This is a genomic window from Sphingobium sp. WR1 (assembly GCF_059693745.1).
Genome location: NZ_JCATID010000041.1, coordinates 1 through 26,178 on the forward strand (window position 1 = coordinate 1; position 26,178 = coordinate 26,178).

At 63.4% G+C, this 26,178-nt stretch carries 17 protein-coding genes and 1 pseudogene; 6 read left to right on the forward strand and 12 right to left on the reverse strand.

Annotation, left to right across the window (positions count from 1 at the left end; all coding sequences use genetic code 11):
* The 7 genes and pseudogenes from AC58EF_RS26470 to AC58EF_RS26500 all read right to left on the reverse strand — a co-directional run.
* A partial coding sequence (locus tag AC58EF_RS26470; RefSeq protein WP_497279433.1) for a hypothetical protein occupies positions 1-195 on the reverse strand: 195 nt, incomplete at its 3' end.
* Between the two features lie 113 nt (positions 196-308).
* Positions 309-1,250 (reverse strand): helix-turn-helix transcriptional regulator, encoded by a 942-nt coding sequence (locus tag AC58EF_RS26475; protein ID WP_497279434.1) that lies wholly within the window; start codon positions 1,248-1,250, stop codon positions 309-311.
* A 243-nt stretch (positions 1,251-1,493) separates the two neighbouring features.
* A pseudogene (locus tag AC58EF_RS26480) lies at positions 1,494-2,857 on the reverse strand (IS3 family transposase).
* 419 nt (positions 2,858-3,276) lie between these two features.
* Positions 3,277-4,728 carry an efflux transporter outer membrane subunit gene (locus AC58EF_RS26485; protein ID WP_497279435.1) on the reverse strand — a complete coding sequence of 484 codons (1,452 nt, stop codon included), beginning with the start codon at positions 4,726-4,728 and terminating at the stop codon, positions 3,277-3,279.
* The gene (locus AC58EF_RS26490) at positions 4,725-7,904 is read right to left on the reverse strand and encodes an efflux RND transporter permease subunit (protein WP_497279436.1); all 3,180 of its coding nucleotides are present in this window, start codon (positions 7,902-7,904) and stop codon (positions 4,725-4,727) included. Before AC58EF_RS26490 ends, AC58EF_RS26485 begins: the two co-directional genes overlap by 4 nt.
* Complete coding sequence (locus AC58EF_RS26495) at positions 7,901-9,067, reverse strand: efflux RND transporter periplasmic adaptor subunit (RefSeq protein ID WP_497279437.1); 1,167 nt, start codon at positions 9,065-9,067, stop codon at positions 7,901-7,903. The genes AC58EF_RS26490 and AC58EF_RS26495 overlap by 4 nt, the downstream gene beginning before the upstream one ends.
* A gap of 150 nt (positions 9,068-9,217) precedes the next feature.
* On the reverse strand, positions 9,218-10,228 hold the full coding sequence (locus AC58EF_RS26500) for a cation diffusion facilitator family transporter (RefSeq protein ID WP_497279438.1): 1,011 nt from the start codon (positions 10,226-10,228) through the stop codon (positions 9,218-9,220).
* Positions 10,229-10,453: 225 nt separating this feature from the next.
* Between AC58EF_RS26500 and AC58EF_RS26505 the strand changes: the two genes are divergently transcribed.
* A complete protein-coding gene (locus AC58EF_RS26505; RefSeq protein ID WP_497279439.1) occupies positions 10,454-10,648 on the forward strand; it encodes a heavy-metal-associated domain-containing protein in 195 nt (64 codons plus the stop codon).
* Between the two features lie 471 nt (positions 10,649-11,119).
* Here AC58EF_RS26505 and AC58EF_RS26510 read toward each other — a convergent pair whose 3' ends face one another.
* The 5 genes from AC58EF_RS26510 to AC58EF_RS26530 form a co-directional block, all read right to left on the reverse strand.
* Positions 11,120-12,361, reverse strand: coding sequence for an MFS transporter (locus AC58EF_RS26510; RefSeq protein ID WP_497279440.1), 1,242 nt, complete (start codon positions 12,359-12,361; stop codon positions 11,120-11,122).
* Between the two features lie 125 nt (positions 12,362-12,486).
* Positions 12,487-12,750, reverse strand: a complete 264-nt coding sequence (locus AC58EF_RS26515; RefSeq protein WP_497279441.1) for a glutaredoxin family protein — start codon at positions 12,748-12,750, stop codon at positions 12,487-12,489.
* A gap of 251 nt (positions 12,751-13,001) precedes the next feature.
* Positions 13,002-13,469, reverse strand: coding sequence for a Cu(I)-responsive transcriptional regulator (gene cueR / locus AC58EF_RS26520; RefSeq protein ID WP_497279442.1), 468 nt, complete (start codon positions 13,467-13,469; stop codon positions 13,002-13,004).
* A complete protein-coding gene (locus AC58EF_RS26525) occupies positions 13,466-16,000 on the reverse strand; it encodes a heavy metal translocating P-type ATPase (RefSeq protein ID WP_497279443.1) in 2,535 nt (844 codons plus the stop codon). The genes cueR and AC58EF_RS26525 overlap by 4 nt, the downstream gene beginning before the upstream one ends.
* 407 nt (positions 16,001-16,407) lie before the next feature.
* Positions 16,408-17,793, reverse strand: coding sequence for an aminotransferase-like domain-containing protein (locus AC58EF_RS26530; protein ID WP_497279444.1), 1,386 nt, complete (start codon positions 17,791-17,793; stop codon positions 16,408-16,410).
* Between the two features lie 108 nt (positions 17,794-17,901).
* Here AC58EF_RS26530 and AC58EF_RS26535 point away from each other — a divergent pair, with 108 nt between their 5' ends.
* The 5 genes from AC58EF_RS26535 to AC58EF_RS26555 all read left to right on the forward strand — a co-directional run bounded on the left by AC58EF_RS26535 (position 17,902) and on the right by AC58EF_RS26555 (position 26,149).
* Positions 17,902-18,744, forward strand: coding sequence for a PhzF family phenazine biosynthesis protein (locus AC58EF_RS26535; protein WP_497279445.1), 843 nt, complete (start codon positions 17,902-17,904; stop codon positions 18,742-18,744).
* Positions 18,744-19,412 (forward strand): DJ-1/PfpI family protein, encoded by a 669-nt coding sequence (locus AC58EF_RS26540; protein WP_497279446.1) that lies wholly within the window; start codon positions 18,744-18,746, stop codon positions 19,410-19,412. Before AC58EF_RS26535 ends, AC58EF_RS26540 begins: the two co-directional genes overlap by 1 nt.
* Positions 19,409-19,930: a GFA family protein gene (locus AC58EF_RS26545; RefSeq protein WP_497279447.1), complete on the forward strand. Its 522-nt coding sequence runs from the start codon at positions 19,409-19,411 to the stop codon at positions 19,928-19,930. Before AC58EF_RS26540 ends, AC58EF_RS26545 begins: the two co-directional genes overlap by 4 nt.
* Before the next feature lie 182 nt (positions 19,931-20,112).
* On the forward strand, positions 20,113-22,749 hold the full coding sequence (locus AC58EF_RS26550) for a TonB-dependent receptor (protein ID WP_497279448.1): 2,637 nt from the start codon (positions 20,113-20,115) through the stop codon (positions 22,747-22,749).
* 40 nt (positions 22,750-22,789) lie between these two features.
* The gene (locus AC58EF_RS26555; protein ID WP_497279449.1) at positions 22,790-26,149 is read left to right on the forward strand and encodes a glycosyl hydrolase; all 3,360 of its coding nucleotides are present in this window, start codon (positions 22,790-22,792) and stop codon (positions 26,147-26,149) included.
* Positions 26,150-26,178 lie beyond the last annotated feature (29 nt).

A 26,178-nucleotide genomic window follows, 5' to 3' on the forward strand; every position in this document is an offset into this window, starting at 1 on the left:
GAGCCGGTCGCGATCAATGATGCTAATCGTCTGCGGGGTCTCAGAAAGTGTCAAAGGCAGCTTGGTGCCCACGCCGACACCTTCGGCGAACGCGGCCGTGACGATGATCTCGTCGGTTTTCGAGTCCGTTTCTTCCGCCCGCGCGGTTCCGGCGCTGGCCCAGCCAATGGCAATGCAAGCCACGCCCGCGGTCAATCTCACGATAATCTTCCGATCCACTCTTTGCTCCATTTTCGCTAATCACTCGCAATAGCGGAACGAATAGGAGCAGAGCGGCGATCTGTCTTTCCGATCGCCGGACGGAAATTTCAGATTCCGGGCGTCGAGAGGCCGGAACGATTTAGAACGCTGGGCGGGATACCAAAACGCTGTCGGAAGGCAGTGGTAAAATGCGGCAGCGTGTAGCCGACCCGTTCCGCTGTCAGCGTAACGCTGAGCCCGGATTCGAGCAGCCGCCATGCCTCGCGCAGCCGAGCCTCGCGCAGATATTCCCCGATGCTTTGACCGAAAAGGCGCCGGAACCCGGCGGTCATCCGACGTACGTTCATGCCACAGTCGCGGGCTAGGCGATCCAGCCCCGGCATGTTGGCGGGGTCGCGGTTCAGGCGATCGCGTAATTCGTGCAGCCGCCTGACTTCGAGCGGCGTTGCCAGACTTACCGAGTTGTTGGTGGATGGTCGCGCCAGCGTGTCGAGCGCCAGCGCTGCCAGTTCGAGCGCCTTGCCGGCCATATGCAGGCGCNTTGCCAGACTTACCGAGTTGTTGGTGGATGGTCGCGCCAGCGTGTCGAGCGCCAGCGCTGCCAGTTCGAGCGCCTTGCCGGCCATATGCAGGCGCCGCGGGAGCCCCGAATAGGGCGCGTGAAGAATTTCCTCGGCGATCGCGCCAATCGCGGCAGGACATTCCGATTGGTAGTGTGTGATGTCGGAGATTGGAAATACGTCGGCTTCGCCGAGCAGATCCGTCATGCCATTGGCGCTGAGGTGCAGCGTAAGGTAGCGAAGTGAACTGTTGGCCGTGAAGCGGTGGTCAAGCTGCCAATCGTGGCGACTTGCAAAGAGGTTGACACTCGGCCCAGCTACACGGGAGTGTGTATGCCCTTTGATCCCGACCTGGATATTTCCTTCGAGCAGTATCGCGAGCTTAAGGCCAGCCCCCAGCACCTCACTTGCCTCGGTAGCATCTTCGAAAGAACGCACTCCCGCGCTTACCCATAAGCCGGGAGTTGCCTCGCATGTCCAGAATTTCATCGCGGCTTAGCCGAGTACATGATTCGTAAATCTCGCTGCTGCTCCTCGCATAAGGATATAGCAAATCATTTTCATTAGCAAATAAGCCGGTGTGAAGGTCATATCGCCTTCGCTTGTTGAGAGAGCGCTTTCGTCTGGGAGAGGATTCATTTTAAGTATAAAATGTATTTGTCCGTCGTCAGAACATTTGGCGCAACTCGTGGCGTAAATTAGCGGAGAGCGGGCCTCGTCTGGGGTTTGATATTAGGCGGCGAGCTTTCGGTGCTGCAAGCGCCGATATTCGATGGTCTGTCGTTTGATCCTTTCGCGCTGATTGATGATGGCCGGTGCCCTGCCGAAGTAGGCGTCAGCGGGCGTCACGTTACCGAGGCTTTCGTGGTATCGGCGGTGATGATAATGGTCGATGAAGGCCTCGATCTGGGCTTCAAGATCGCCAGGCAGGAAGTAGTTTTCGAGCAGGATGCGGTTTTTGAGGGTCTGGTGCCAGCGCTCGATCTTGCCCTGGGTTTGCGGATGCATCGGGGCACCGCGGACATGGGTCATCCTGTTGACCTCGATATTTTCGGCCAGTTCGCCCGCGATGTAGCTCGGACCAATGTCGCTAAGCAGCTTGGGCTTGTGCAGCACCGTGGCTCTGTCACATCCGGAAGCCGCCAGGGCAAGGTCCAGGGTGTCGGTCACGTCCTCGGCCCGCATGTTGGCGCACAGCTTCCAGGCGATGATGTAGCGCGAGAAGTCGTCAAGCACGGTCGACAGGTACAGCCAGCCCCACCCGATGATCTTGAAGGTGGTAAAATCGGTCTGCCACATCTCGTTCGGTCGGGTGGTCTTGGTGTGGAACGCATCGGCGGCCTTGACCACGACATAGGCCGGACTGGTGATCAGATCATGGGCCTTGAGCAGGCGGTAAACCGTGGCTTCCGACACGAAGTAGCGCCTCTCGTCGGTGAACCGCACCGCCAGTTCGCGAGGGGATAGCTCGGTCGTCTCCAGCGCCATCTCGACGATCTGGTCCCGGATGTCATCACCGATGCGAATCCACACCCGGCTCGGCGCCGATGGCCGATCCTTCAGCGCCTCCCGCCCTCCTTCGAGGTAGCGGTCGTACCACCGATAGAAGGTCCGGCGGGCAATGCCGAGTTGGTCCCGCGTTCGTTTGGCCGGCAGGTGCGACTGCTCGACGATGCGGATAATCTCGAGCTTCTCGGACGCAGGATACCTCATTCGTCGTCGCCCCCATCCGCGATCATGCTTTTTTTGAGCAAGCGGTTTTCGAGTGTCAGGTCGGCCACGCATTCCTTCAGGGCACGGGCTTCGCGGCGCAGGTCGTGCACCTCGCCGGTGGTCGCGGCACGGGCGGTGTCACCGGCGAGCCGGCGCTTGCCCGCTTCCATGAACTCCTTCGACCAAGTTTAATAAAGGCTCTGCGCGATCCCTTCCTTGCGGCACAGCTCTGCAATGCTGTCTTCGCCGCGCAGGCCTTCCAGCACTATCCTGATTTTGTCCTCTGCAGAGAAGTGCCGGCGCGTCGCACGCCGTATGTCCTTCACCACCCGCTCAGAGGGGGCCTTCGCCGGAGATTTTTTCAAGGAGGATTTGGGCTTCATCTTTGTTCCTTCGTCACTACGACGAAGCCCAAATCCTCCCTACATCACAACCTCGAATCAGTGCCATTGGCGCTGACGGGGGACAGTTCTGGTGATCGTGTTGGGCGCTCATCGGATCGATTGCAGCAAGGTCGACGGTGACAGAAAGGGCGGTCAAATCCGCGAACGCCGGCTGGGGGCAGGCCAAAACCAATTTGGCCTTCGAAGGCGCCCCCACCTTTGGGCCAAGAGTACGACACGGGCCGGTCATCAATGCCGAGTTGCTTTCGTTCAACTTCATTTGGGCGGCCGCAGCTCGCCGAACTCATGCATTTCGCACAAGCGCGAAGGATCTGATCCGTATGACGGGCGGTATCGTTGCCGATGTCGGGCAGGGGCGATTGTCGCTTGCCGCTCGCAAGCTACATCTCTCGCACGGTCTAACGGCCAATTTTTAGGTGTTCCCTGCTGCAATCTGAACCATTTTCCATTTCGCACACCTCCCAGCCGCCGCCGAGCGCGCGGTGAATTTCGACCACCGACAGGAGATGGTCAGTGCGCGCCGCGACAAGGGTGGCTTCGGCTTCGTACAGGCTGCGTTCGGCATCGAGAACGTCCAGATATCGGCCCTCACCCTCGCGAAAGCGAACTAACGCCATTCGCGCTGCTTCGCGGCTGGCGCCGACCTGCTGGTCGCGCATCGCAAGGCTGGTCCGCACCGCACCATAGGTCGTCAGCGCATCCTCTACATCGCGAAGCGCGATCAGGACTACCCGGTGGTAGTCGATGAGTGCCGCATCGACGCGGGCATCGGCGGCACGGACCTGCGCACGCAGCCTCGGCATATCGAACACCCCCCAATCAAAGCTGGGACCGCTGGAAAAGGCGAGCGCACCGCCGCTGAACAAGGATTCGAACCCGCCGGCGAGAAGCCCGATAATGCCGGACAGGCGCACCGCCGGAAAAAGATCGGCCTCGGCGACACCGCGCCGGGCGGTGGCAGCGGCGAGTGCGCGTTCGGCGGCGGCAATGTCGGGACGCCGCCGCAACAGGTCGGCGGGGGCGCCGACGCCGATCTGCGCGATCTGCGGCAAGCCGGCTGTTGCCGCGGCGGGACCGGCGAAGCTTTGCGGCGCCTGGCCGAGCAGCACGGCGAGGGCATGGCGCGCGGCGCTGATGCGCCGTTCGATCCCGGGCAGCGTCGCCTCGACCGCCGACAGCGCAGCCTCTGCGCGAAGGACATCGAAACGCGCGCCCGCGCCGGCACCCTCGAGCTTATGTGTGATTTCGAGCGAACGCCGCTGGGTTTCGATCTGGCGACGCGCAATCGCAAGCGCGGCCTCGCTTCCCCGCAATTCGAAATAGTGGCTGGCGACGTCGGCGGTGACTGCGGCACGAGCCGAGCGCAGCAGCGCCTCGGCACCGCCGACCTCGGCCTCGGCGGCTTCGATCCCGAGGCGGATACGGCCGAACAGATCCACCTCCCAACTGGCTTCTGCTCCGAGACGCAAAACATCGCCCTCACGCGGCTGACCGACCGGACGCTCGGCGTCGGCCAGACGGCGGCGCTGATAAGCGGCATCGACACCGCCACCAGGGAGCCGCGCCGCGCGCGACACGCCTGCGAGTGCGCGCGCCTCCTCAAGCCGCGCGACGGCGAGCCGCGCGTCGAGATTGGCCGCGAGCGCCTCGGCGATCAGACGATCGAGCGCCGGGTCGCCGAACAGTTTCCACCAGGCAGTCTCTATGGCGGCATCCTCGACGCCCGCAGGCTGCGCGGCATAGGCGCCGGGTGCCTTGATCGGCGGGGGAACATAGTTCGAGCCGACCGTAGCGCACCCGGCGAGGCCGAGGAGCAGGACGGCGGGCGAAAATTTCGCGATCAATGTCATTGGGTCAGTTCCTGCGGCTTGGTGTCCGGGCTTGAAAGGCGCCGCGCCCCGCGCCGCAGAACGGCCTTGCGGATCACGACGTAGAAGAGCGGTGTCAGGAAGAGGCCGAAGAGCGTCACCCCGAGCATCCCGGCGAACACCGCGATACCCATGGCCTGCCGCATTTCGGCACCCGCCCCCGTGGCGATCGCCAGGGGGACCGCCCCGGCGATAAAGGCGATCGACGTCATCAGGATCGGGCGAAGTCTCAACCGGCAGGCCTCGAGCGCCGCGGCGAGCGGATCGAAACCGTCATCCTCCTGCGCGCGCGCAAACTCGACGATCAGGATCGCGTTTTTCGCGGCCAGCCCCACCAGCACCACAAAGGCGATCTGGGTGAAGATATTGATGTCGCCGCCGGTCAGCCAGACCCCGGCGAGCGCGCTCAAGAGACACATCGGCACGATCAGCAGGACCGCGAGCGGCAGCGACCAGCTGTTATACTGCGCCGCGAGGATCAGGAAGGCGAGGAGTACGGCGAGCGGGAAGATGTAGAGGGCGGCATTGCCTGCGGTCTTTTCCTGATAGGTGAGATCGGTCCACTCGAAGGTCATGCCCTCAGGCAGCTCGGAGCGCGCGATCCGTTCCATCGCCGCAACCGCCTCGCCCGAGCTGAAGCCCGGCGCGGGACCGCCGCTGATATCGGCCGATGGGAAGCCGTTATAGTGGATGATGCGATCCGGGCCCGCGCCGGGCGCGGTCGTGACCAGCGTCGCGAGCGGGACCATCTCGCCCCGGGCGTTGCGGACCTGAAGCCGCCCGACAGCATCGGGCTGCGCCCGAGCGTCGGCTTCGGCCTGCGCATAGACCTGATAGGTGCGGCCGAAGCGGTTGAAGTCGTTGACATAGAGCGAGCCGAGATAGACCTGCATCGTGTCGAACACATCGGTCATGGCGACCCCCTGTGCCGCGGCCTTGGTCCGGTCGACATCGACCGAAAGCTCGGGCGACGCGACATTATAGCTGGTCATCAGCCCGGCGAGCGCGGGCTCCTTAATAGCGGCCGCCATCACCTTGGCGCTGGCCGCGGCGAGCGCCTCATAGCCCGCACCCGAGCGATCCTCGACCTGCATCTTGAACCCGCCGGTCGCGCCAAGGCCGGGAACCGGCGGTGGCGGAAATACGCCGACAAATCCGTCGGGAACCGCCGCATATTTGCCTTGCAGCCGTCCGGCGATCGCTCCCGCCGCCATGTCCGGCGAAGTGCGCTCGGAAAAGGGATCGAGCATCACGAACATGACGGCGGCGTTCGGCACGTTGACGAATCCGTTGATCGACAGGCCCGGAAAAGCGACCACGCTTTCAACGCCAGGCTCGGCCAGCGCGATCTTTGAGACCTGCTCGGCCACCGCCTGAGTCCGGTCGAGCGATGCGCCGTTAGGCAGCTGGACGATGCCGACAAGATAATATTTGTCCTGCGCAGGCACGAAACCGGCGGGGAGTTTGTCGAAACCGAACCAGGTCAGGCCGAGCAGCCCGGCATAGGCCAGCCCCGCCACCGCACCGCGCCGGATGACGCGCTGCACGCCGCCGACATAGGCGAGCGAGCCGCGATCGAAGGCGCGATTGAAGGGGCGGAACAGCCAGCCAAAGCCCTTGTCGATCGCGCGCTGGAGGCCGTCGCGCGGCGCATCGTGACGCTTGAGCAGCACTGCAGCCAGTGCGGGCGACAGCGTCAGCGAGTTAACCGCCGACAAGATGGTCGAGATGGCGACAGTCAGCGCGAACTGGCGATAAAATTCGCCCTGCAACCCGCCCAGAAAAGCGGTGGGAATGAAAACCGCGGCGAGCACCGAGGTGATCGCGATGATCGGGCCGGTGACCTCCGCCATCGCCTTGCGCGCGGCCTCGCGCGGGGATTCGCCAAGACCGATATGGCGCTCGACATTTTCGACGACGACGATCGCGTCGTCGACGACAATACCGATCGAGAGCACCAGCCCGAACAGTGACAGCGTGTTCAGCGAAAAGCCGAACAGATACATGACCGCCAATGTCCCGACCAAGGAGACGGGCACCGCGACCAGCGGAATGATCGACGCACGCCAGGTCTGGAGAAAGAGGATCACGACGAGGACGACGAGAAAAGTCGCCTCGATCAGCGTAACGATCACGCTTTCGATCGACGCCTCGACGAAGATCGTCGGATCATAAGCGATGCGATGCTTCAGCCCATCGGGGAACTCGCCCGAGAGCCGGTCCATCGTCGCGCGGACTGCTGCCGCGGTGTCGAGCGCGTTGGCGCCCGGGCTTTGCAATATCTGCAGCGCGATCGCAGGTTCGCCGTCAAGCAGCGAACGCAGCGCATAGTCATTCGCGCCCATTTCGATCCGGGCGACCTCGCCGAGCCGGGTGAGCTGGCCGTCGGCGCCGGTCTTGACGACGATTGCGGCGAACTCTTCCTCGGTCGCTAGGCGGCCCTTGACGTCGAGCGCGACCTGCTGCGCCGCGGCGGGGTTGGGCTGGCGCCCGACGCTGCCCGCCGCAACCTCGACATTCTGCGCGCGGATCGCGGCGACGATATCGCTCGCGGTCAGGCCGCGCGAGGCGATCCGCGCCGGGTCGAGCCAGACGCGCATCGAATATTCGCCGGCACCCCACACGACCACATCGGCGATGCCGGGGATGCGCGCGATCTCGTCGCGGACCTGAAGCAGCGCATAGTTGGAGATGAAAAGCGGGTCATAGCGCTTCGACGGCGACAGAAGATGCACCACCATCAGTGCGTCGGGCGCGACCTTTTGCGTGGTTACGCCGAGCCGCTGCACCGTCTCGGGCAGTCGTGGCAGCGCGCGCGATACGCGGTTCTGGACCTGAACCTGCGCGATGTCGGGATCGGTCCCTTGCGCGAAGGTGACGGTGAGCGTCATCCGGCCGTCGGTGGCAGCCTGGCTCGACATATAGAGCATGCCCTCGACGCCGTTGACCGCCTGTTCGATCGGGCTGGCGACGGTTTCGGCGATGACGTCGGGTGACGCGCCCGGATAGGCGGCGACAACGGTCACCGTCGGCGGCGCCACCGCCGGATATTCGCTGAGCGGCAGGCGGAGGAGCGCGAGCAATCCCGCGATCAGCAGGAGCACCGACAGCACGATCGCGAAGATCGGCCGGTCGATGAAGAAGCGGGGGAAGTTCATCGGGCCGCCTCCCGCTGGACGCCAGTTTTCTGGACGCCATTGCCGCGCGGCATCGGCACAATCCTAGGCTTGACCGCCATGCCGGGGCCGGCGAGGCCCTTAACAACGACACGGTCGCCGGGTCGCAAACCTTTCTCCACGACGCGCAGGCCGTCCACGATCGGGCCCAGCGTCACGGGGCGATATTCGGTCATATTCTTCGCGCCCAGCACGAGGACGAAGCGCCGGCCTTGTTCGACGCCGACAGCGAGGTCACTGACGAGAATGGCAGGGCGCGTATCGCCGGTCGCGACATCGACTTCGGCGAACAGGCCCGGTGCCAGACGGCCGCCCGGATTGGGCAGAATCGCGCGCGCGCGGATCGTGCCCGTTGCACGGTCGAGACGGTTGCCGATGAAATCCAGTCGCGCCGACCGTGTACTACCGTCTTCGAGGCGAACGTCGACCTTGGCCTCGGCGCCTTGCCCGCGGCGATCGGCCAGCGAGCGAAGATAGGTCGCTTCGTCGACATCGAATTCGACAAAAAGCGGATCAACCGAGACGATGGTCGTGAGCGGTGTCGCAGCCTCGCTGCCGGCGACCAGATTGCCGCGGGTGACGAGGATCTGACCGACCCGGCCGGCGATGGGCGCTTCGACGGCGGTATAGCGAAGGTCCAGCGCCGCCAGCCGCTCCGCCGCGCGCGCCGATGCGACCTGGGTTTCGCGCTCGCGTAGGGTCGCGGTCGTGACATCCGACCGTTCGCGCGCAGCGACCCCCTCGGCGACGAGCCGACGGGCACGCACATCTTCTGCTTGCGCAAGGCCCAGCCGCGCCTCAGCCTCGCGTGTGGCCGCCCGCGCCGCGGCCAGGCGCGCCGCGAAAGGCGCGGAGTCGAGGCGAAAGAGGATCTGACCGCGCCGGACTATCTGCCCTTCGGGGACGCTGACATGGGTGATATAGCCCGAGACGCGCGGCTTGAGGTCGACCGTCTCAATCGCCGTCAAGCGCCCGGTATAGGTCGAACGCGGCACGTGATCCTGCACGACGACCGATGCGGCGACCACCATCGGCGGCGCTGGAGCGGCCGCTTGCTCATCGCTCACCGGCCCGCGCACCCAAAGCACCACCAGCCCCGTCGCCAATATCGCACCCAGCGCCGCGGCGACCCGTGATTTTCGCATCTCAACCTCCGAATCTGTGTCCCGGATCCGGATGGACGGGGCACTCACAATCGCGGGGTGCGGGTTTCCATCGTTGGAGGGTCAAGGGGTTTTCGTGGGGTATCGGCCCGAGTATCCGGACAAGCGCCGCACAGCCATGGTGCGTGCGGGCTAATCCATCTGCTCTGCGCAGCGAGCGATCGCCGGGCGGGTCCTATCCAGGCTGCAATCGGCATTCCCGTCCCAGTCGATGCCGATTGTCGGATGTTCGATCTTGAACTTCGTTTTCAGTTCGTGCTCGGCGCACTCAACCATATGGCGAAGATCGCCACCATCCGCCGGCTGCACCTGGAGCGTCGCCATCACGCGCCCCGACGTCAGGGACCATATGTGGATATGGCTGACATTTCGCACGCCGGGAACTGTCGCGCGAAGATGTTCGGATATCCGCGAGCTGCTGGCGTCGGCTGGCGCGCCTTCGAGCAGGATATGCAGCGTATTTTTGAGCAGGCCCCAAGCGCTGCGCAGGATCAGAAGCGACACGATCACCGATAGAATCGGATCGATCGGGGTCCAGCCCGTAAACCAGATCACGACGGCCGCAATGATGGCGCCGATGGAACCAAGAAGGTCCCCCATCACATGCAGCACCGCACCCTTGACGTTGACATGATCGGAATCGCCGCGAGTGAGAAACCAGAGGATGAAAAGATTCACAAGCATGCCGATGAGCGCGATCATCAACATCGATCCGGCCAGTATCGGCCCCGGGTTCCTGAAACGGTCGACGGCTTCGTAAAGAATCCATGCGACGATGGCGAACAGCGTGAGCGCGTTGACGAACCCCGCGATCACCTCGAAACGGGCATAGCCAAAGCTGCGCTTCCCGTCCGCAGCCCGCCTCCCGAGCCGAAAAGCGGTATAGGCCAGGCCGAGCGCGACGGCGTCGGTCAGCATGTGTCCGGCGTCCGCCAGAAGCGCGAGCGATCCCGAAAAATATCCGCCGGCGGCTTCGACGAACATGAAGGCGAAGATGATCAGGAAGGACAGGAGAATCTTGCGTTCATTATCCTCCGTAACCACCGGAACATGCGAGTGGTCATGATCATGCCCCGCGGCATGATCGTGGCCGTGGCAATGGTGGCCGTGGCCGGGTTGATCGTGGGAAGGCTGACTTGCCATGGTTCATTCCATCTTTTTCGGTTCGGCGGGGGGGCGGCTTGCTCCGCAAGACCGTGCGGCTGTCATTCGGTTGACTGCGCCAGGCCTTTTGGTCGGGATGCGGCTTGACAGCGTGGCAAGGTCAAGCGCCGCAAGGTGAAATATTTTTCCCGGCCGACGCTTGACCTGCCAACGATGGCAAACCCCATCTCCGTCAGCATGAACCCGAAAGCAGAGGAGAATCTCATGAAATTCCACGTCCCCGACATGACGTGCGGCTCGTGCGTGCCGCATATCAATGACGCCATTGCCAAGGTCGATCCCACCGCCTTGGTCGCGGCCGATACCGTCGCACGCACGATTACCGTCACCACCGCGGCCAGTCCGCAGGAAATCGAGGAGGCGCTCGCCGACGACGGCTATCCCGCAACGGCAATCTGAAACAGGAGAGCGTCGCTGCCAAGGAAAGGGAATTCGAGCCAATGGAACGGCAGCGGAACCGATAACCGACCATCTCGCCGACCCGCCCCCCTCCCCCTCCTTCCCGGAGCGTGTCGGCCCGCGGCCGGAGCTGATGAACATCAGCGCCCGGTCGTGGACGCGCCCTGGTCCCCTATGGCGGACCGGGGCGCTCTTCGTTTGGGCTTCCCGTCAGGAGGGCTTTGATCTCGCCGGCTGCGCGATCCGGGATGCGGGAGCGCTTTCGACGAGACCGGGGGAAATCGCGCGATTCGACATTGTCGATAGCAATCGGCACCGCGATCGCGCCGGTCCGGCCGGGAGGTTACCGAAATTGGGCAAGGGATGGGACGCAGGTCCGGCAGGCTGGCGCTTCGAAGATCGACCTCATCCGCCTGAGGCCGGGCGAACAGCCTTCGTTCCCCCGCTTCTGCCATGACGGCTTCGATGCAATCACTCTACCGCACCCCTCGGCTGCAACCGCCGTAATACGAGCCAGACCGTCGCAAGGCCCGCGATCAGCAATGCAGGGAAGGCGACGATGTTGACCGTCGCCCACCCTTGGCTGGTCTGTACGGTCCCTGCCGCGAGTGTCGCGAGCGCCGTTGTGCCGAAGACGAGGAACTCGTTGGCGGCTTGGGTTCTGGCGCGCTCTGCCGGTTCATAGGCTTCGATGAGAAGCGTGGTGCCGCCGATAAACAGAAAATTCCAGCCGACCCCGAGGAGAAAGAGCGCGGCCTGAAAGGCCGGCAGCGCGGAGCCGCTGAGTGCGATCGCAAGGCTTGCGGACAGGAGGAGCGCGCCTGCGACGAGAATACGCAGAACTCCGAAGCGGGCGATAAGCCCGCCGGTGACGAAGGACGGCGCGAACATGCCGACAAGATGCCAGCGTGTGACGCCGGCGGCGGCGTCGACCCCGTGGCCGGCGGCGACAACGGCGATCGGCGAGGCGGTCATCACGAAGCTCATGACGATATAGGCGGCGGCCGCGTTGAGCGCGGCGACGATGAACACCGGCTGGCGCATGATCGTCAGCAGCGGCCGGCCGCGTGCGTTCGCGTCCGCCGTGATCGTCGGCAGCGGTGCCCGCAACGCTGCGAGCACGGCAATCGAAAGGAGGGCAAGCAGCGCCGCGGCGAGATAGGCGCCCATATACTCCGCAACCGGCACAAGGGTGCGGGTCCGTGCAGCGACCTCGGGACCGATCAACGCGGCGACGACTCCGCCGGCCAAAACCCATGATACTGCCTGGGGACGGAAGGCCGGCGCTGCGAGATCGGCGGCCGCGAAGCGGTAATACATGGCGGACGCCTGAAAGACGCCGACTAGCGCGTTGCCTACGCAGAACAGCGCGAAATCGCCTTCTGCGACACCCCAGGCCGCGAGGCCGGCACCCGCCGCGCCGGCGAAGGCTCCGAGTTGGAATCCGGCGCGGCGTCCGATCCGCGCCATCAGCATCGAGGCTGGGATGGTCGTCGCGGCGGTGACGACAGTGCTGAGCGCGAGGGGGAGCGTCGCAAGACTCGCCACCGGCGCGAGCGTCGCGCCAACCAGACCCGAAAAAGTGAAGATCACCGAAAGCGCCGAAAGATAGAGCGCCTGTGCGATGCTCAGGATCAGAACCGGTCGGCGCCCCGCACCGGACATTCCCATCGCTTCCTGCGTCATTTCCGCCATGCCCTCGGCGTGCACCACCCGATCAATTTCCGGCTCCTCCCCGCAGCATCGAGCGCCGCCTTGAGGATCATCTGCCTGCTGCGAACCGCGACGGCGCGGTCGATCTGGCGGATATCGACGGTTCGCGTCATGGCGGCCACCGTTCATGCGGCGTCGGCGAGGCCAAGCGCCTCGACGAGCCCGGCCTTCTGCGCCGCGAAGGTGCCATAGAATATCTGGTCGCCGACCAGGGTAATCGGAGCGACGCGCACGCCGGTGCGCATCCTGGCTTCCGCCATGATCGCCGGGTCCGACATATCTTTTTCGGCCCAGGCGAGGCCGCGGCTGGTCAGCCACGCCTTAAGTGCTCGGCAATCGGGACAGGCCGGCGTGGAATAGACGATAATCTCCGGGGTGATCGCAGGCATGATCTTGTTCCTTGACGGTTCACGAACGGCAGAAAAGGGCGACGGGCTTGATCCGTGGGGATAGCTCCTCGTCCGGGCAGCTGACCGCAAGATGCGGCTTCCAACGATGACAGGGTCAACCCCTATATTCGGTCAGGGCGGGTGCCGGTGAGGGGTCGTCACCCGGCGCGGACGCAGGCGTTGCAGGGCCGGTGTGCCGGCTTCGCTGGAATCCTGCCAACGGCGGACGTGCCCGCAGGGCTGAGCAGGACTCAGTGTCGCCGTGGAGATGGCCCGCCGGGCTCGCCGAAGCGCCGCGGCTCGCGCGGTGCCAGGCGCGGCGGCCCGCCGTCTTCATCCGCCAGCCCTTCGATGATCGGGCAGTCGGGGCGGTCGTCGCCATGGCAATGATCCGCAAGCGTTTCGAGCGTTCGCACCATCGCCTCGATTTCAGCCATTTTCCCCCGCAACCGCTCGATATGTTCAAGCGCGAACGACTTCACGTCGGCGCTGGCCCGGCTCCGGTCAGACCAGAGGCCGAGGAGCTCGCCGATCTGCTCCACCGTAAAGCCGAGGTCGCGTGCGCGCCGGATGAAGCGAAGCCGATGCACGTCGGCCTCATCATAGTCGCGATAGCCCGAATCATGGCGGGCGGCTTTGGGGATAAGCCCCGTCTGCTCATAATAGCGGATCATCTTCGTCGAGACGCCCGACAATTTGGAAGCGCGCCCGATGTTCATGCCGCCTCTCCTTCTGCATTTCTGTCGGACGCGATCACCGGCCGGAACGCTTTCAACCGAAGCGCATTGCTTAGCACGAAGACGCTCGAGAGCGCCATCGCACCGGCCGCGAACACGGGCGACAGAAGCGTGCCGTTCACCGGATAAAGCGCGCCCGCCGCGACAGGGATCAATGCCGCATTATAACCGAACGCCCAGAACAGATTCTGCTGGATATTCCGGATCGTCGCCTTCGACAGGGCGATCGCGTTGACCACGCCGCGAAGGTCGCCCGACATCAGAACGACATCGGCGGACTCGATCGCGACATCGGTGCCGGTGCCGATCGCCAGACCGACATCTGCCTCGGCCAGCGCAGGCGCGTCATTGATACCATCGCCGACAAAGGCAAGCTTGCGGCCTCCCGCGCGAAGCCGATCGATCGCATCGACCTTTCCGTCGGGAAGCACCTCGCCGACGACCTCATCGATGCCCAGCGCGCGCGCAACGGCGTCGGCGGTCGCCTGATTGTCACCGGTGATCATCGCGACCTTCAGCCCGAGATCGTGCAGGGCCCGGATCGCTTCGGGCGTCGTGTCCTTGATCGGATCCGCGACCGCAATCACGGCCGCGAGCTTGCCGTCGATCGCAGCATAGAGCGGCGATCGGCCTTGCGCGCCGAACTCGCGGCCCTGGGCTGCGAAGGACGACACATCATGCCCCAGCTTTGCCATGAAACGGTCTGCGCCGACCTGCACCTTTCGGCCGCGCACCTCGGCTGATACGCCGTAACCCGGAACGGCTTCAAACGCGTCGGGCGAAGGAACGTCAAGACCCCGCGCGTCCGCGGCAGCCACGATCGCTTCGGCGATCGGATGCTCGGACCGGCTCTCGACGCTGGCGACCAGCGCCAACACCTCGTCGCGCCCGAAGCCAGCGGCCGGTTCGAGATCGGTCAGTTCGGGGCGACCCTTGGTCAGTGTGCCGGTCTTGTCGAGCGCCACGACGCTCACGTCGCGCAGCGTCTGGAGCGCTTCGCCCTTGCGGAACAGCACTCCCAGTTCGGCGGCGCGCCCGGTTCCGACCATGATCGACGTCGGGGTCGCAAGACCCATCGCGCACGGGCAGGCGATAATGAGCACCGCGACCGCGTTGATCAGTGCAAAGGTCAGCGCCGGATCGGGGCCGAAGACGAGCCAGATCAGGAAGGTCAACGCCGCGATCCCCATCACGGCGGGGACAAACCAGGCGGTGACCTTGTCGACCATCGCCTGGATCGACAGCTTCGAACCCTGTGCCTGCTCGACCATGCGGATGATCTGCGCCAACACGGTGTCGGCGCCGACTTTGGTCGCGCGGAAGGTGAAGGCGCCTGTCTTGTTGATCGTGCCGCCGACGACTGCCGCGCTCGCGGCCTTGGCGACCGGGACGGGTTCGCCGGTAATCATCGATTCGTCGACATAGGAGTTTCCATCGATCACTTCGCCATCGACCGGCACGCGTTCGCCCGGACGCACCTGAACGATGTCGCCGGCCCGGACGTCGGCAAGCGCGACTTCCAGCGCCGCGCCATCGCGCACGACGCGCGCGGTTTTCGCCTGAAGCCCTACGAGCCGCTTGATCGCCTCCGACGTTCGCCCCTTGGCCCTGGCCTCGAGATAGCGGCCGAGCAGGATCAGCGCGACGATCACCGCGGCGGCTTCATAATAGACATTGGCGGTGCCCGCCGGCAGAACGCCGGGGGCGAAGGTCGCGACCAGCGAAAAGCCCCAGGCAGCGCTCGTCCCCAAGGTGACGAGCGAGTTCATGTCGGGGGTGCCGCGCAGGATCGCGGGAATGCCCTTCTGGAAAAAGCGCAGGCCGGGGCCGAAGAGTACGAGCGTGGTGAGGGCGAACTGAATCAGCCAGCTCGTCTGCATTCCGATGTGGGCCATGACGAAATCATGGACCGCGGGAATGAGGTGCGAGCCCATCTCGAGTATGAAGACCGGCAGCGCCAGGACTGCGGCGAGAAGCAGCGACCGGCGCAGGCCGATGAGTTCCTCTTCGCGCGCCGAGGCTTGCTGGTCGGACGATGCGCTATCGTTTTCGACTCGCCGCGGTTCATATCCGGCGCCGCGGATCGCGCCCTCCAGATCGTCCAGCGACGCAATGCCCAGATGATAGCGGATGCCGGCTCTCTCGGTAGCCAGATTGACGGTGGCGGCGATAACGCCCGGAACCTTCGAAAGCGCTTTTTCGACATGACCGACGCACGAGGCACAGGTCATGCCCGCAACGCCGATTTCGACTTCGGCCTCGGGTACCTGATAGCCCGCGCGCTCGATCGCCTGCACGACGGCCATCACGTCAGCGGCGCCCGCGAAAGTCACCTCGGCGCGTTCGGTCGCCAGATTAACGCTCACCCCTGCGACGCCCGGAAGTTTGGCGATCGCCCTTTCGACATGGCCGACGCACGAAGCACAGGTCATGTCGGCAACGGCGATGCTCAGCTGCGCCGATTCGGGGGCGGGAACATCGTTTTCCCGCTTCAATTGCATCACATCGGCCATCGCAAGTTTCTCCGGTTTTCTTCGATTGACCGGATTGTGCCGCTTCCAACGATGGGAAGGTCAAGGGGAAAACTCTTCGAACCGAAGGCTTCCGTGATGGAAACCCCAATTTGGATTTCACTTGAAATCTGAAGACAACATCCTGACACTTTCGGCTTATCCTGTCCGGACTTCGCGATCGGCACCCACATAATATTTCCGTTTGCCGTGCTTTTCGTCGTGGAACACATAATCATACCGCCTCACCATGGCAGCACGACCGGCATCGCTGCCGAGCGTCAAATCGAACGCTTCCTCGTAAGCGCGTTGGCTATCCGACGGGACCGAATGGGGCATTTTAAAGTGGGCGGCGGCTGGTCGGAATTTGCCGAACCTCACGACAAGGCGGACTGGTGATCCTGCGGTCTTTACAAGGATTGACGCAGGAAGTGGTACAGACGGTCGTCACCGCTCATCGCAACATTGAACCGCATATAATCGCGCCAATGGCCGCCCGCGCTAAAGACGGGACCGGGGGCGAGCACGATCTGCTCGACGAGCGCGCGCCGGGCGAGTTCCACAGAGTCCACTCCGTCGGGTAGTCTGGCCCATAGGAAGATGCCGGCCTGTGGTTCGATCCAAGGTTCGACCCCCACCGCCCGCAAACGCCCGGCGACGGTCGCCATGGCGCGGGCCAGCCGGGCGCGGACAGCTTCCAGATGTCGGCGATAACTGCCATTGGTCAAGACGTTGTGGACCAAGTCCGCCGAGAGCGGGCTGCCCGCCATCGAGGTTGCGATGCGCAAATCGGCCAGCGCCTCGATCCAGTCGGCTCGCGCCGCGATATGACCGCACCGGACAGCGGCGGACAGCGATTTGGAAAAGCTGCCGATACGGATCACCCGGTCGAGTCCGTCAAAAGCGGCAAGGCGCGGCGCGACTCCTGGCTCGAAATCGCAGAGAATATCGTCTTCGACGATCAGCATGTCGTTCATTTCGGCCAGTTTGAGCACGCGGTGCGCGGTCGGTGCGGCAAGCGTGGCGCCGGTCGGATTATGCACCGCCGAATTGGTCAGGTAGAAGCGCGGCCGATGCTTCGCGGCCGCCTCCGCGAATGCGGCGAGGTCCGGGCCGGCCGGGGTCATCGGCACGCCGACGACTGACGCGCGGTGCGCGCGCAGCAAGGCGAGAAAATTGAAATAGCAGGGATCGTCGACCAACACCGTATCGCCGGGTTCAAGAAGAAACCGACAGACGAGATCGAGCGCATGCGTGCTGCTGTCGGTCAAAAGGATATGGTCGGGGCCGGTTTCGACGCCCTGCTCGGCCAGGCGCCGCGCCAGCAGAAGGCGCAGCGATAACGATCCCAGCGGCGAGGCATAGCCGGCCAATATGTTCCCGCTCTCGCTTCGCGTGGCCTTGCGAACCGCCTTGCGCAGCGCATCTCCCGCCAGCCATTCATCCGGCAGCCAGCCGCAACCCGGCATCAGGCAGTCGCGCCGGTCCCCCAATGATTGCCGAAGCATCCACAGGGGATCGACCTCACGCTCGGCAACCTCGCCCATCCGATCGAGCGCCAGCGGAGCGAGCGGCGCGGTGACATAGAAGCCCGATCCGGGGCGGGACCGGATCATGCCTTCTGCCGCGAGGCGTTCATACGCCTCCACCACGGTCGAGCGTGCCACGCCCATCGCATCTGCCATTGCTCGTATCGAAGGGAGCTTTGCGCCCGGCGTCAGCGTGCGCGCATCGATCCGGCTGCGGATCGTGCGCACGACCCGCCCCGTGCGTGTTTCATCGGCATGGGTTGTCATTGTTCTGCTCATGCGACCATTACAGTTTGGTGAAACTGTGCTGATCCCTACCTTTCGGTTCCGACCGCGCCAAGTTAATTTGGTGCGATCACCCGTTGGAGTACAGATATGACCTATCCCTTTCGTCTTGTGGATGTGTTCGGCGCGGAAAATTTTGCCGGTAACCCCGTCGCGGTGCTGACCGATGCCGCCGACCTGACGACAGATGCCATGCAGGCGATCACGCGCTGGCTCAATCTGTCGGAGACCACCTTTCTTCTGCCTCCGACCGATCCGGCCGCCGATTATCGCGTGCGCATTTTCACGCTGGCGCACGAATTGCCCTTTGCCGGGCACCCGACGCTCGGTAGTGCCCACGCCTGGCTGGAAGTCGGCGGACGTCCGAAAAATGACGGTCTTGTCGTCCAGCAATGCGGCGCGGGGCTGGTGACGATCCGTCGCGATAGCGGACGCCTAGCCTTTGCGGCGCCCAAGTTGCTCCGTGGCGGCCGACCGACAGAAGCGGAGATCGAGCGGGTGGCGCATAAATTGCGGATCGAACCGGGCACGATCGTCGACGCCGCCTGGGCCGACAATGGCCCTGGCTGGATCGCGGTGATGCTCGATTCGGCCGACGCCGTTCTGGCCCTTGATCCCGACCGGCGGCCAGGAGAAAGAATCGATATTGGCGTCGTCGGCCCTCACGCCGCGGGGAGCGCAGTCGCTTTCGAAATTCGCGCATTCTTCAGCGATGCGCAGGGTGCGCTGATCGAAGATCCCGTGACCGGCAGCCTCAATGCCTCGGTTGGTCAGTGGCTGTTTGGAAGCGGCCGGGCGACGGATTCCTATGTCGCGGCCCAAGGCACGCGGCTGGGACGAAGCGGCCGGATTCATGTCGATCGGGACAGCGCTGGTCAGGTCTGGGTGGCGGGGGCCAGCAGAACGCTTTTTTCCGGGCAGGGTGAATGGTGATGCAGGTCGCGGTCCTCACCTTCGATGGATACAATGAGCTGGATTCCTTCGTTGCTGCGACGATCATCAACCGCCTTCGCCCCCACGGATGGCGTGCCCATATCACCGCGCCGACGGAATGGGTCGCGTCGATGAACGGCGTCACGGTGCAGCGGCAGCGTTCGCTTGCGTTCGTGAAGGAGGCAGATGTCGTGCTGATCGGCAGCGGCATTCGGACCCGCGACATAGCCGGCGATTCCGACCTGCTCGCCCATTTGCGACTCGACCCTGCATGCCAACTGATCGCGGCACAATGTTCGGGAACATTGCTGCTTGCGAAGCTTGGCCTTGTCGATGGCGTGCAGGCCTGCACCGATCTGACGACGAAGCCCTGGGTGATCGAAGCGGGCGTCGAGGTCATCGACGCGCCATTCGCCGCGCACGGGAATGTCGCGACGGCGGGTGGCTGTCTCGCTGCGCCATATCTTGCCGCGTGGATCATCGCGCGTGGCGCTTCGATCGATCACGCGCGCGAGGCGCTGCATTATGTTGCCCCGGTGGGAGAAAGGTCGCTCTATGTCGATCATGTACTCCGCGTGATCGAACCCGCTCTCCCCGCCCTGGTGCAGGCGGATCCAGTCCCTCCTATGGAAGCAGGTGCCTACGCTCCGGCAGGACCGTCGCAATGACGCCCCGCCATCGCGGATCTTGTCATTGCGGCGGCGTGGTCTTTACCATCGCCCACGAGCCGGCCGAGTTGACCACATGCGATTGCTCGCTGTGCATGAAACGCAGCGCGCGGATGGTGAAAGTGCCGGAGGCGGCGCTGCGTGTCGAACAGGGGCAGGACCTGCTCGCACTCTATGAATGGAACAGCAGGCGGGCCAAACATTTTTTCTGCCGACGCTGCGGCATCTATGTCTTTCACCGCAAGCGCGCCGCTCCCGATCATTTCGGTGTCAATATCTTCTGCCTCGACAATTATGATGCTGCCACGCTTCCGGTTCGGGCGACCGATGGTGCGCAGATGAGCCTGGTGTGCGCCGCCCCGCGTCCCGAATGGCCAGGGCCGCGCCGCTCCGCTACTCCCTCCCCATGCGGGTCCAATCCGCTCGCTCATCGATCGTCCGATCCCGACACATGCGCGGCGGCTGCGGACGCTCTCGGGGTCGCTGGGCAGGGCATTCCACCAAATAGCGGAAGATAGGGCGGACGCGCTTTCTGTCGCGTCACGGCCCGCGCGATCCGATGTCCGCAGTATCGATCACATAATGAGCAATAATGATCAAAAACGATTGACATGCTCCAAAATTTGTCTCAATGATCCATAAAGGCTCATTATGGCGATGCACCAAGCGATCGCCGGCACCATTGGTTGGAGGGGATGATATGCGCTTGTCGACGGTCTCATTTCGTGCGTCGGTCCTGACCGGAGTTGGCGCTGCTTCCTTGCTCATCGGAGCACAGGTGCGAGCGGAGGAGATGGAGCAGGCGGCGGGCTCCGAGCCCGAAGTCGAGGAAATCGTCGTCACCGGCAATGTGGCAGGGTCGAGCGCCAGGCCGTCAGCCGCCGTCTCGGTTTTGCGGTCGGCCGAGATTCAGCAAATCGCCCCGCTCAGCGCGGCGGATCTGCTCAAGAATGTTCCTGGCGTATTCGTCAATTCCGCGCTCGGCGAAGTCCGCAACATCGTCTATTCGCGCGGCGTATCGGCCAATTCATCGGACGGCGCCAATGGCTATTATTATGTGTCATTGCAGGAGGACGGGCTGCCGGTCACTAACGTCACCTTCAATAATTTCGGACCGGATTTCTTTTACCGACAGGACTTGAGTCTGGCGCGGCTCGAAGCGCTGCGTGGCGGAACTGCGGTCGTCACCGGCCCGAATGCACCAGGCGGCATCTTCAACTATATCTCGCGAAGCGGCCGAAGCGATCCGGGGGTCGAAGTCAGTGGCCGCTTCGGTCTCGAGGGTAATGGCAAAAACCCCTATTACCGCGTCGATGCCTTTGCCGCCGGGCAACTCGCCGACACGCTCTATTACAGCATCGGCGGCTTCTATCGCGACAGTACGGGCGCGCGTGACCCGGGCTACTCGCTCAATCGTGGCGGCCAGATCAAGGCCAATCTCCTGTGGGATTATGGCAGCGGCACCGTGCAACTCTATGGCAAGTATCTGGACGATCGAAACGGCTTTTTCGAGTTCGTCCCTGCGCGCAACTTCAACGATCCTAAGGCGGTTCCCGAGCTCGGCAACGCCTTCTCGCCCTTGCCGCCCAAATCGGGCCGGCATCGCTTCAATGCCTATATCGGTGCGCCAGAACAGAGTTGGGATCCGAGCAAGCTTGCGCACAGCAAGTCGACCACGATCGGCCTCAAAATCGATCATGAATTCGGTGATGGCTGGTCGATCTCGAATAATCTGAAATATGCGGACAACCGGGCCGACTGGACGACCGGCGCGGTGATTTTTCCGCTGGCGATCGACGATCCGGTTCTCAATGTCTTCCTCAATGCCTTGCGTCCCGGCGCGTACACATACACCGATCGCTCAACGGGGAATATTGTCGCGCAGCTCAGCCGGAATGCCGCCGGGCAGATCAACGTAGTCAGCAACAGCCTGCCCAACCAGAGCGTGCTCCAGAACGGCGTGCTTTCGCAAGTCGCCTATAGCTATGAACCGTCGGTCGAGGAATGGATGGACCAGCTCTCGATTACCAAGAGGTTCGATACCATGAGCTTCAAGCTCGGGGCATTCTTCGCCACCTCTGGTATCGAACTGATCAACGGGGGGGGCGGCATCGGGCTTTCGCCCCTCGTTGACAATCCCGATCTGCTCGACATCACCTATACCGGCCCAAGCGGGACCGTCCAGCAACTGACCGACCCGTCAGGCTTCACCGCGATCGGCCAACGCGCCGTCCGCAACACCGGTCGGCAAAAGCAACTGTCGATCTTTTTCGGCCATGACTGGACGCTGACCGACCGGCTGTCGATCGACTGGGGTGCGCGCTATGAAAAGATCCGGGTTAAAGGCGCCAACCAGACGAGCATCGCCAACCCGCGGTGTTTCGACCCGACTTACGGGGGCGCCGACAACAATGTAGATACCCTCTACGACAATTGCCAGACAACGCTCAGCGCACCGCTGCGTTACGATCATTCGCTCGATTATTTTTCCTTCTCCGGCGCGATGACTTATCGTTTCGACGACAGAAACATCGTTTACGCACGCTATTCGCAGGGCAAGAAGGCGCCCGATTTCGCCTTCTTCATCACCCTCGATACGCCGGCGGAGATCGATAATGTTCGCCCGGTGTCGCAAAAGGTGCAGCAGATCGAACTGGGCTATCGCCACAATGGCGACCGCTTCCACGCATCGGTTAGCCCATTTTACAGCAAGCTGAGCCGGGTCGGAACAACCCAGGTCTTCCAGAATGCCGACGGCAGCTTCTACACCCCCCCGACTCTCTTCGCGACGACCGAGACCTGGGGTGTCGAAATCGAAGGCGATGTCGACGTGACCGACAGCGTCAATCTGCGGACGGCCGTGACGGTCCAGGATCCCCAGTCCAGGAATTTCGCGGTGTGGATCGCGAACGGTCTCGGTCCTGCCGACGACAGCATCAGCGCGGTCCCCGACGGTGACGCCGACAATAATGCCAAGCTTATGGCGACGACGACGCTGCGCTTCACGCCATCGGACCGATTCACGAGCTTTCTGACCTGGAAATATATGGGTGCCCGCGCGGCCAATCGCTTCAACACATTCGATCTGCCTGCCTTTAGCCAGATCGATATTGGCGCCACCTATAATTTCACCGAAAAAGTCAGCATCTCGGCGAACATCAATAATGTTCTTAACGGCAAGGGCGTGATGAGTTGGGCGCCCGCGGGCGGGCTGGTCGCGTCGCTGGACCGCCAAGCCTTTACGCCTGCGCAACGCGCCGCAAACGAGGATCAGCTTTTCAATATCATCACGATCCAGCCGCGGGCCTTCTTTGTGTCCGGGAAGGTCAAATTTTGAGAACCGCCAAAGCGGTCTAGGTGGCAAGGTGACAGAAATGATGACGATCGCACGTAAGATATCGCGGCGCGGGATGCTGGTCGCATTGCTGCTCGGGTCGACGATGGTGGATGGCGGCGCCATCGCCCGCGAAGCGTCCGTCTCGCTTGAAGACGGGTTCCGCGATCCACCCAATGAAGCTCGCCCTCGGGTCTGGTGGCACTGGATGAACGGCAATATCACCGAGGAAGGCATCCGCCGCGATCTCGAATGGATGAAGCGGGTCGGGATTGGCGGCCTGCAAAATTTTGACGCGCATCTGCTCACGCCGCAGGTGGTCGACAAGCGGCTGATCTATATGGATGCCGATTGGCAGAAAGTGTTCCGTCACGCAGCGCGGCTTGCCGATCAATTGGGGCTCGAATTCGCGATCGCATCGTCGCCGGGGTGGAGCGAGACGGGCGGCCCATGGGTCAGGCCCGAACAGGCCATCAAGAAATTCGTTTGGAGCGAGACCATTGTAGCAGGAGGCCGCCGCTTCAACGGCAGCCTTGCCAAGCCACCCGCGGTGACGGGTCCGTTCCAGGACCTGCCCGCGGAAAAGGAACTGGTGGCGACGGATACCGGCGAGGCGGTTCCCGACCATTATGCCGATACGGTGGTGGTCGCTTATCGTCTGCCCGATGCCGCCCCGCCGCAAGCGAAGCTGAGCACAAGCGGCGATCTTGCCGATACTGCGGCGCTTTCCGACGGTCGGCAGGCCACATCGGTCGCAATCCCTGCGGGCAGCGAAACGAAACCGGCTTGGCTTCGCGCCGATTATGCCGAACCTCAAACGATCCGCGCTGCGACCCTGGGGTTGCATATTTCGACAAGCTTGCTCGGCGCGGCGGTGCCGACAGCCTATTTGGAGGCCAGTACCGACGGTATAAATTTCCGGCGCGTGGCCGAATTTCCCGGAGGCGGCGTACCACAGCACACCATTAGTTTCCCGCCGGTCACTGCGCGCAGTTTCCGCGTTCGTTTCGGCCCCTTTAGCGAGGCCGAGGGCCTCACGCGTCTGGGCAGCGTGCCCGGGGCGGCTATCATTTCCTTTGGCGCGCCTGCCGATCGCTCCACAATCCGCGTCAGCGAGTTCGCTCTGAACAGTGACGCGCGTGTCAACCGCTTCGAGCAGAAGGCGGGATTTGGTGTCGTTCCCGATTATTATGCGCTGGCTACGCCGGCCGGGTCCGGGGGCCGCTTCGTGCCAAAGGAAGAGGTGATCGACCTGACCGGGAAAATGACGCCCGACGGGCGCCTCGACTGGACTCCGCCCGCGGGGCGATGGAAGGTGTTGCGCTTTGGATACTCGCTCACGGGCAAGCGTAACCATCCGGCCACAGCCGAAGCGACCGGACTCGAGGTCGACAAGCTCGATCGCGCCGCGGTGAAGGACTATATCGAAACCTATCTCGACACTTATCTGAAGGCGACGGGCCCCGAACTGCTCGGCAAGCGTGGGGTCAATGCGCTGCTCAACGACAGCATCGAAGTCGGCGCGATGAACTGGACCGGCGACATGATTGCGCAGTTCCGTCGATTGCGAGGATATGATCCGATGCCTTGGCTTCCCGCGCTGACGGGCACGGTGGTCGAAGGGGCGGAGGAGAGCGACGCGTTCCTCTATGATTTCCGCCGCACGATCGGCGACCTGCTGGCCGACAGCCATTATGCACAAATTGGTGAGAGTGTCCGCGGGCGCGGCATGGTGCACTACGCCGAGGCGCTCGAGTTCGGGCGCCCCTCGTTGGGCGACGACATGGCGATCCGGCGCAACGCAGATGTGCCCATGGCGGCAATGTGGACCCACAAGCCCGGCAGCGAACCCAAGCCGGCGTATCAAGCGGATATGCGCGGCGCCGCATCGGTCGCGCATGTTTATGGTCAGAATCTGGTGGCGGCGGAGTCCTTGACATCGGCTTATTCCCCCTGGGCATTTGCGCCCGCCGATCTCAAGCCGATGATCGATATGGAATTTGCCCTCGGCGTCAACCGACCCGTGATCCACACCTCGGTCCATCAACCGATCGAAAAAAAGCCCGGACTGTCGCTTGCGATCTTCGGTCAATATTTCAACCGCCACGAAAGCTGGGCCGAGCAGGCAAAACCTTGGGTCGATTATATGTCGCGCAGCGCCTTGCTGCTGCAACAAGGCCGTTTCGTCGCGGACGTCGCCTATTTCTATGGTGAAGAAGCGCCGCTGACGGGCTTGTTCGGGACCAGGCCGGTCGACGACGCACCCGAAGGCCATGGTTATGACTTCGTCAACGCCGATGTGCTGCTCAATCAGTTCAAGGTTGAGGACGGCCAGCTTACGACGTCGGGCGGTGCGCGATATCGCGCGCTCTATCTCGGCGGCAGCAGCCAACGCATGACGCTGCCCGTACTGCGGCGGTTGAGCGCACTCGTCGAGGCCGGTGCCGTCGTGGTGGGTGCCAAGCCTTTGGGATCGCCGAGCCTTGCCGATGACCAAGCCGAATTTGCGGCGCTGGCGGATCGGCTGTGGAGCGGCATGGCGTCGGGGCGGGGCCGCGTCATTGCGGATAACGATATCGACAAGGCGCTGCGGATGATCGGCGTGGAGCGCGACTTCGACTATGCCGGAACCGCGCCCGACAGCAAGCTGATGTTCGTCCATCGCAGGCTCGACGATGGCGACATTTATTTCGTGACCAACCGGACGGCGCGTGCCGAAACGATCGAGGCGCGCTTTCGCGTTACAGGCAAGCGCCCGGAGATTTGGCGCGCCGAGACGGGTAAGAGCGAGCCCATCTCCTATCGCATCGAAAATGGTCACACCGTGGTGCCGCTGGAGATGAAGGAGAATGACGCATTCTTCGTCGTCTTCCGAAAACCTGCGGTGAAACTTGCGGAGACCATCAGCAAGCCCGAATATCGAGTGATCGCGGCGATCGACGCCCCGTGGAGCGTCCATTTCGAGCCAGGGCGCGGCGCACCGGACAGTATGACGCTGGACCGATTGGCGCCACTCGATGAGAATGCCGACGAAGGCATCCGCTATTTCTCCGGCACAGCGCGCTATTCGAGCAGTTTCGACCTGCCCCATGCCGTGCGTGAAGGGGAGCCGCTTTGGCTCGATCTCGGCAAGGTCGGCGATCTCGCCGAGGTGCTCGTCAATGGCCGTTCGCTCGGTATCACCTGGCTTGCACCCCATCGCGTCGACATTGCCGAAGCCGTCAAGCCCGGTCGCAACAGCATCGAGGTGCGCGTGACCAATCTCTGGGTGAACCGGTTGATCGGCGACGCGCAGCCCGGTGCGGCAAAGATCGGTTTCACCACGCTGCCGACCTACATGCCCGACGCAAAGCTGCGCCCCTCTGGGCTGATGGGCCCCGTGACGCTTTTGGCACGCAAGTGACGATATTGTTCTCCGAGCGGAACGGATCG

Excerpts from the sequence above, each read along its gene's own strand:
- AC58EF_RS26485 (WP_497279435.1), bottom strand. The coding sequence starts at position 4,728 with ATGACATTGATCGCGAAATTTTCGCCCGCCGTCCTGCTCCTCGGCCTC.
- AC58EF_RS26490 (WP_497279436.1), bottom strand. The coding sequence starts at position 7,904 with ATGAACTTCCCCCGCTTCTTCATCGACCGGCCGATCTTCGCGATCGTG.
- AC58EF_RS26495 (WP_497279437.1), bottom strand. The coding sequence starts at position 9,067 with ATGCGAAAATCACGGGTCGCCGCGGCGCTGGGTGCGATATTGGCGACG.
- AC58EF_RS26500 (WP_497279438.1), bottom strand. The coding sequence starts at position 10,228 with ATGGCAAGTCAGCCTTCCCACGATCAACCCGGCCACGGCCACCATTGC.
- AC58EF_RS26505 (WP_497279439.1), top strand. The coding sequence starts at position 10,454 with ATGAAATTCCACGTCCCCGACATGACGTGCGGCTCGTGCGTGCCGCAT.
- AC58EF_RS26515 (WP_497279441.1), bottom strand. The coding sequence starts at position 12,750 with ATGCCTGCGATCACCCCGGAGATTATCGTCTATTCCACGCCGGCCTGT.
- cueR (WP_497279442.1), bottom strand. The coding sequence starts at position 13,469 with ATGAACATCGGGCGCGCTTCCAAATTGTCGGGCGTCTCGACGAAGATG.
- AC58EF_RS26525 (WP_497279443.1), bottom strand. The coding sequence starts at position 16,000 with ATGGCCGATGTGATGCAATTGAAGCGGGAAAACGATGTTCCCGCCCCC.
- AC58EF_RS26530 (WP_497279444.1), bottom strand. The coding sequence starts at position 17,793 with ATGACAACCCATGCCGATGAAACACGCACGGGGCGGGTCGTGCGCACG.
- AC58EF_RS26535 (WP_497279445.1), top strand. The coding sequence starts at position 17,902 with ATGACCTATCCCTTTCGTCTTGTGGATGTGTTCGGCGCGGAAAATTTT.
- AC58EF_RS26540 (WP_497279446.1), top strand. The coding sequence starts at position 18,744 with ATGCAGGTCGCGGTCCTCACCTTCGATGGATACAATGAGCTGGATTCC.
- AC58EF_RS26545 (WP_497279447.1), top strand. The coding sequence starts at position 19,409 with ATGACGCCCCGCCATCGCGGATCTTGTCATTGCGGCGGCGTGGTCTTT.
- AC58EF_RS26550 (WP_497279448.1), top strand. The coding sequence starts at position 20,113 with ATGCGCTTGTCGACGGTCTCATTTCGTGCGTCGGTCCTGACCGGAGTT.
- AC58EF_RS26555 (WP_497279449.1), top strand. The coding sequence starts at position 22,790 with ATGACGATCGCACGTAAGATATCGCGGCGCGGGATGCTGGTCGCATTG.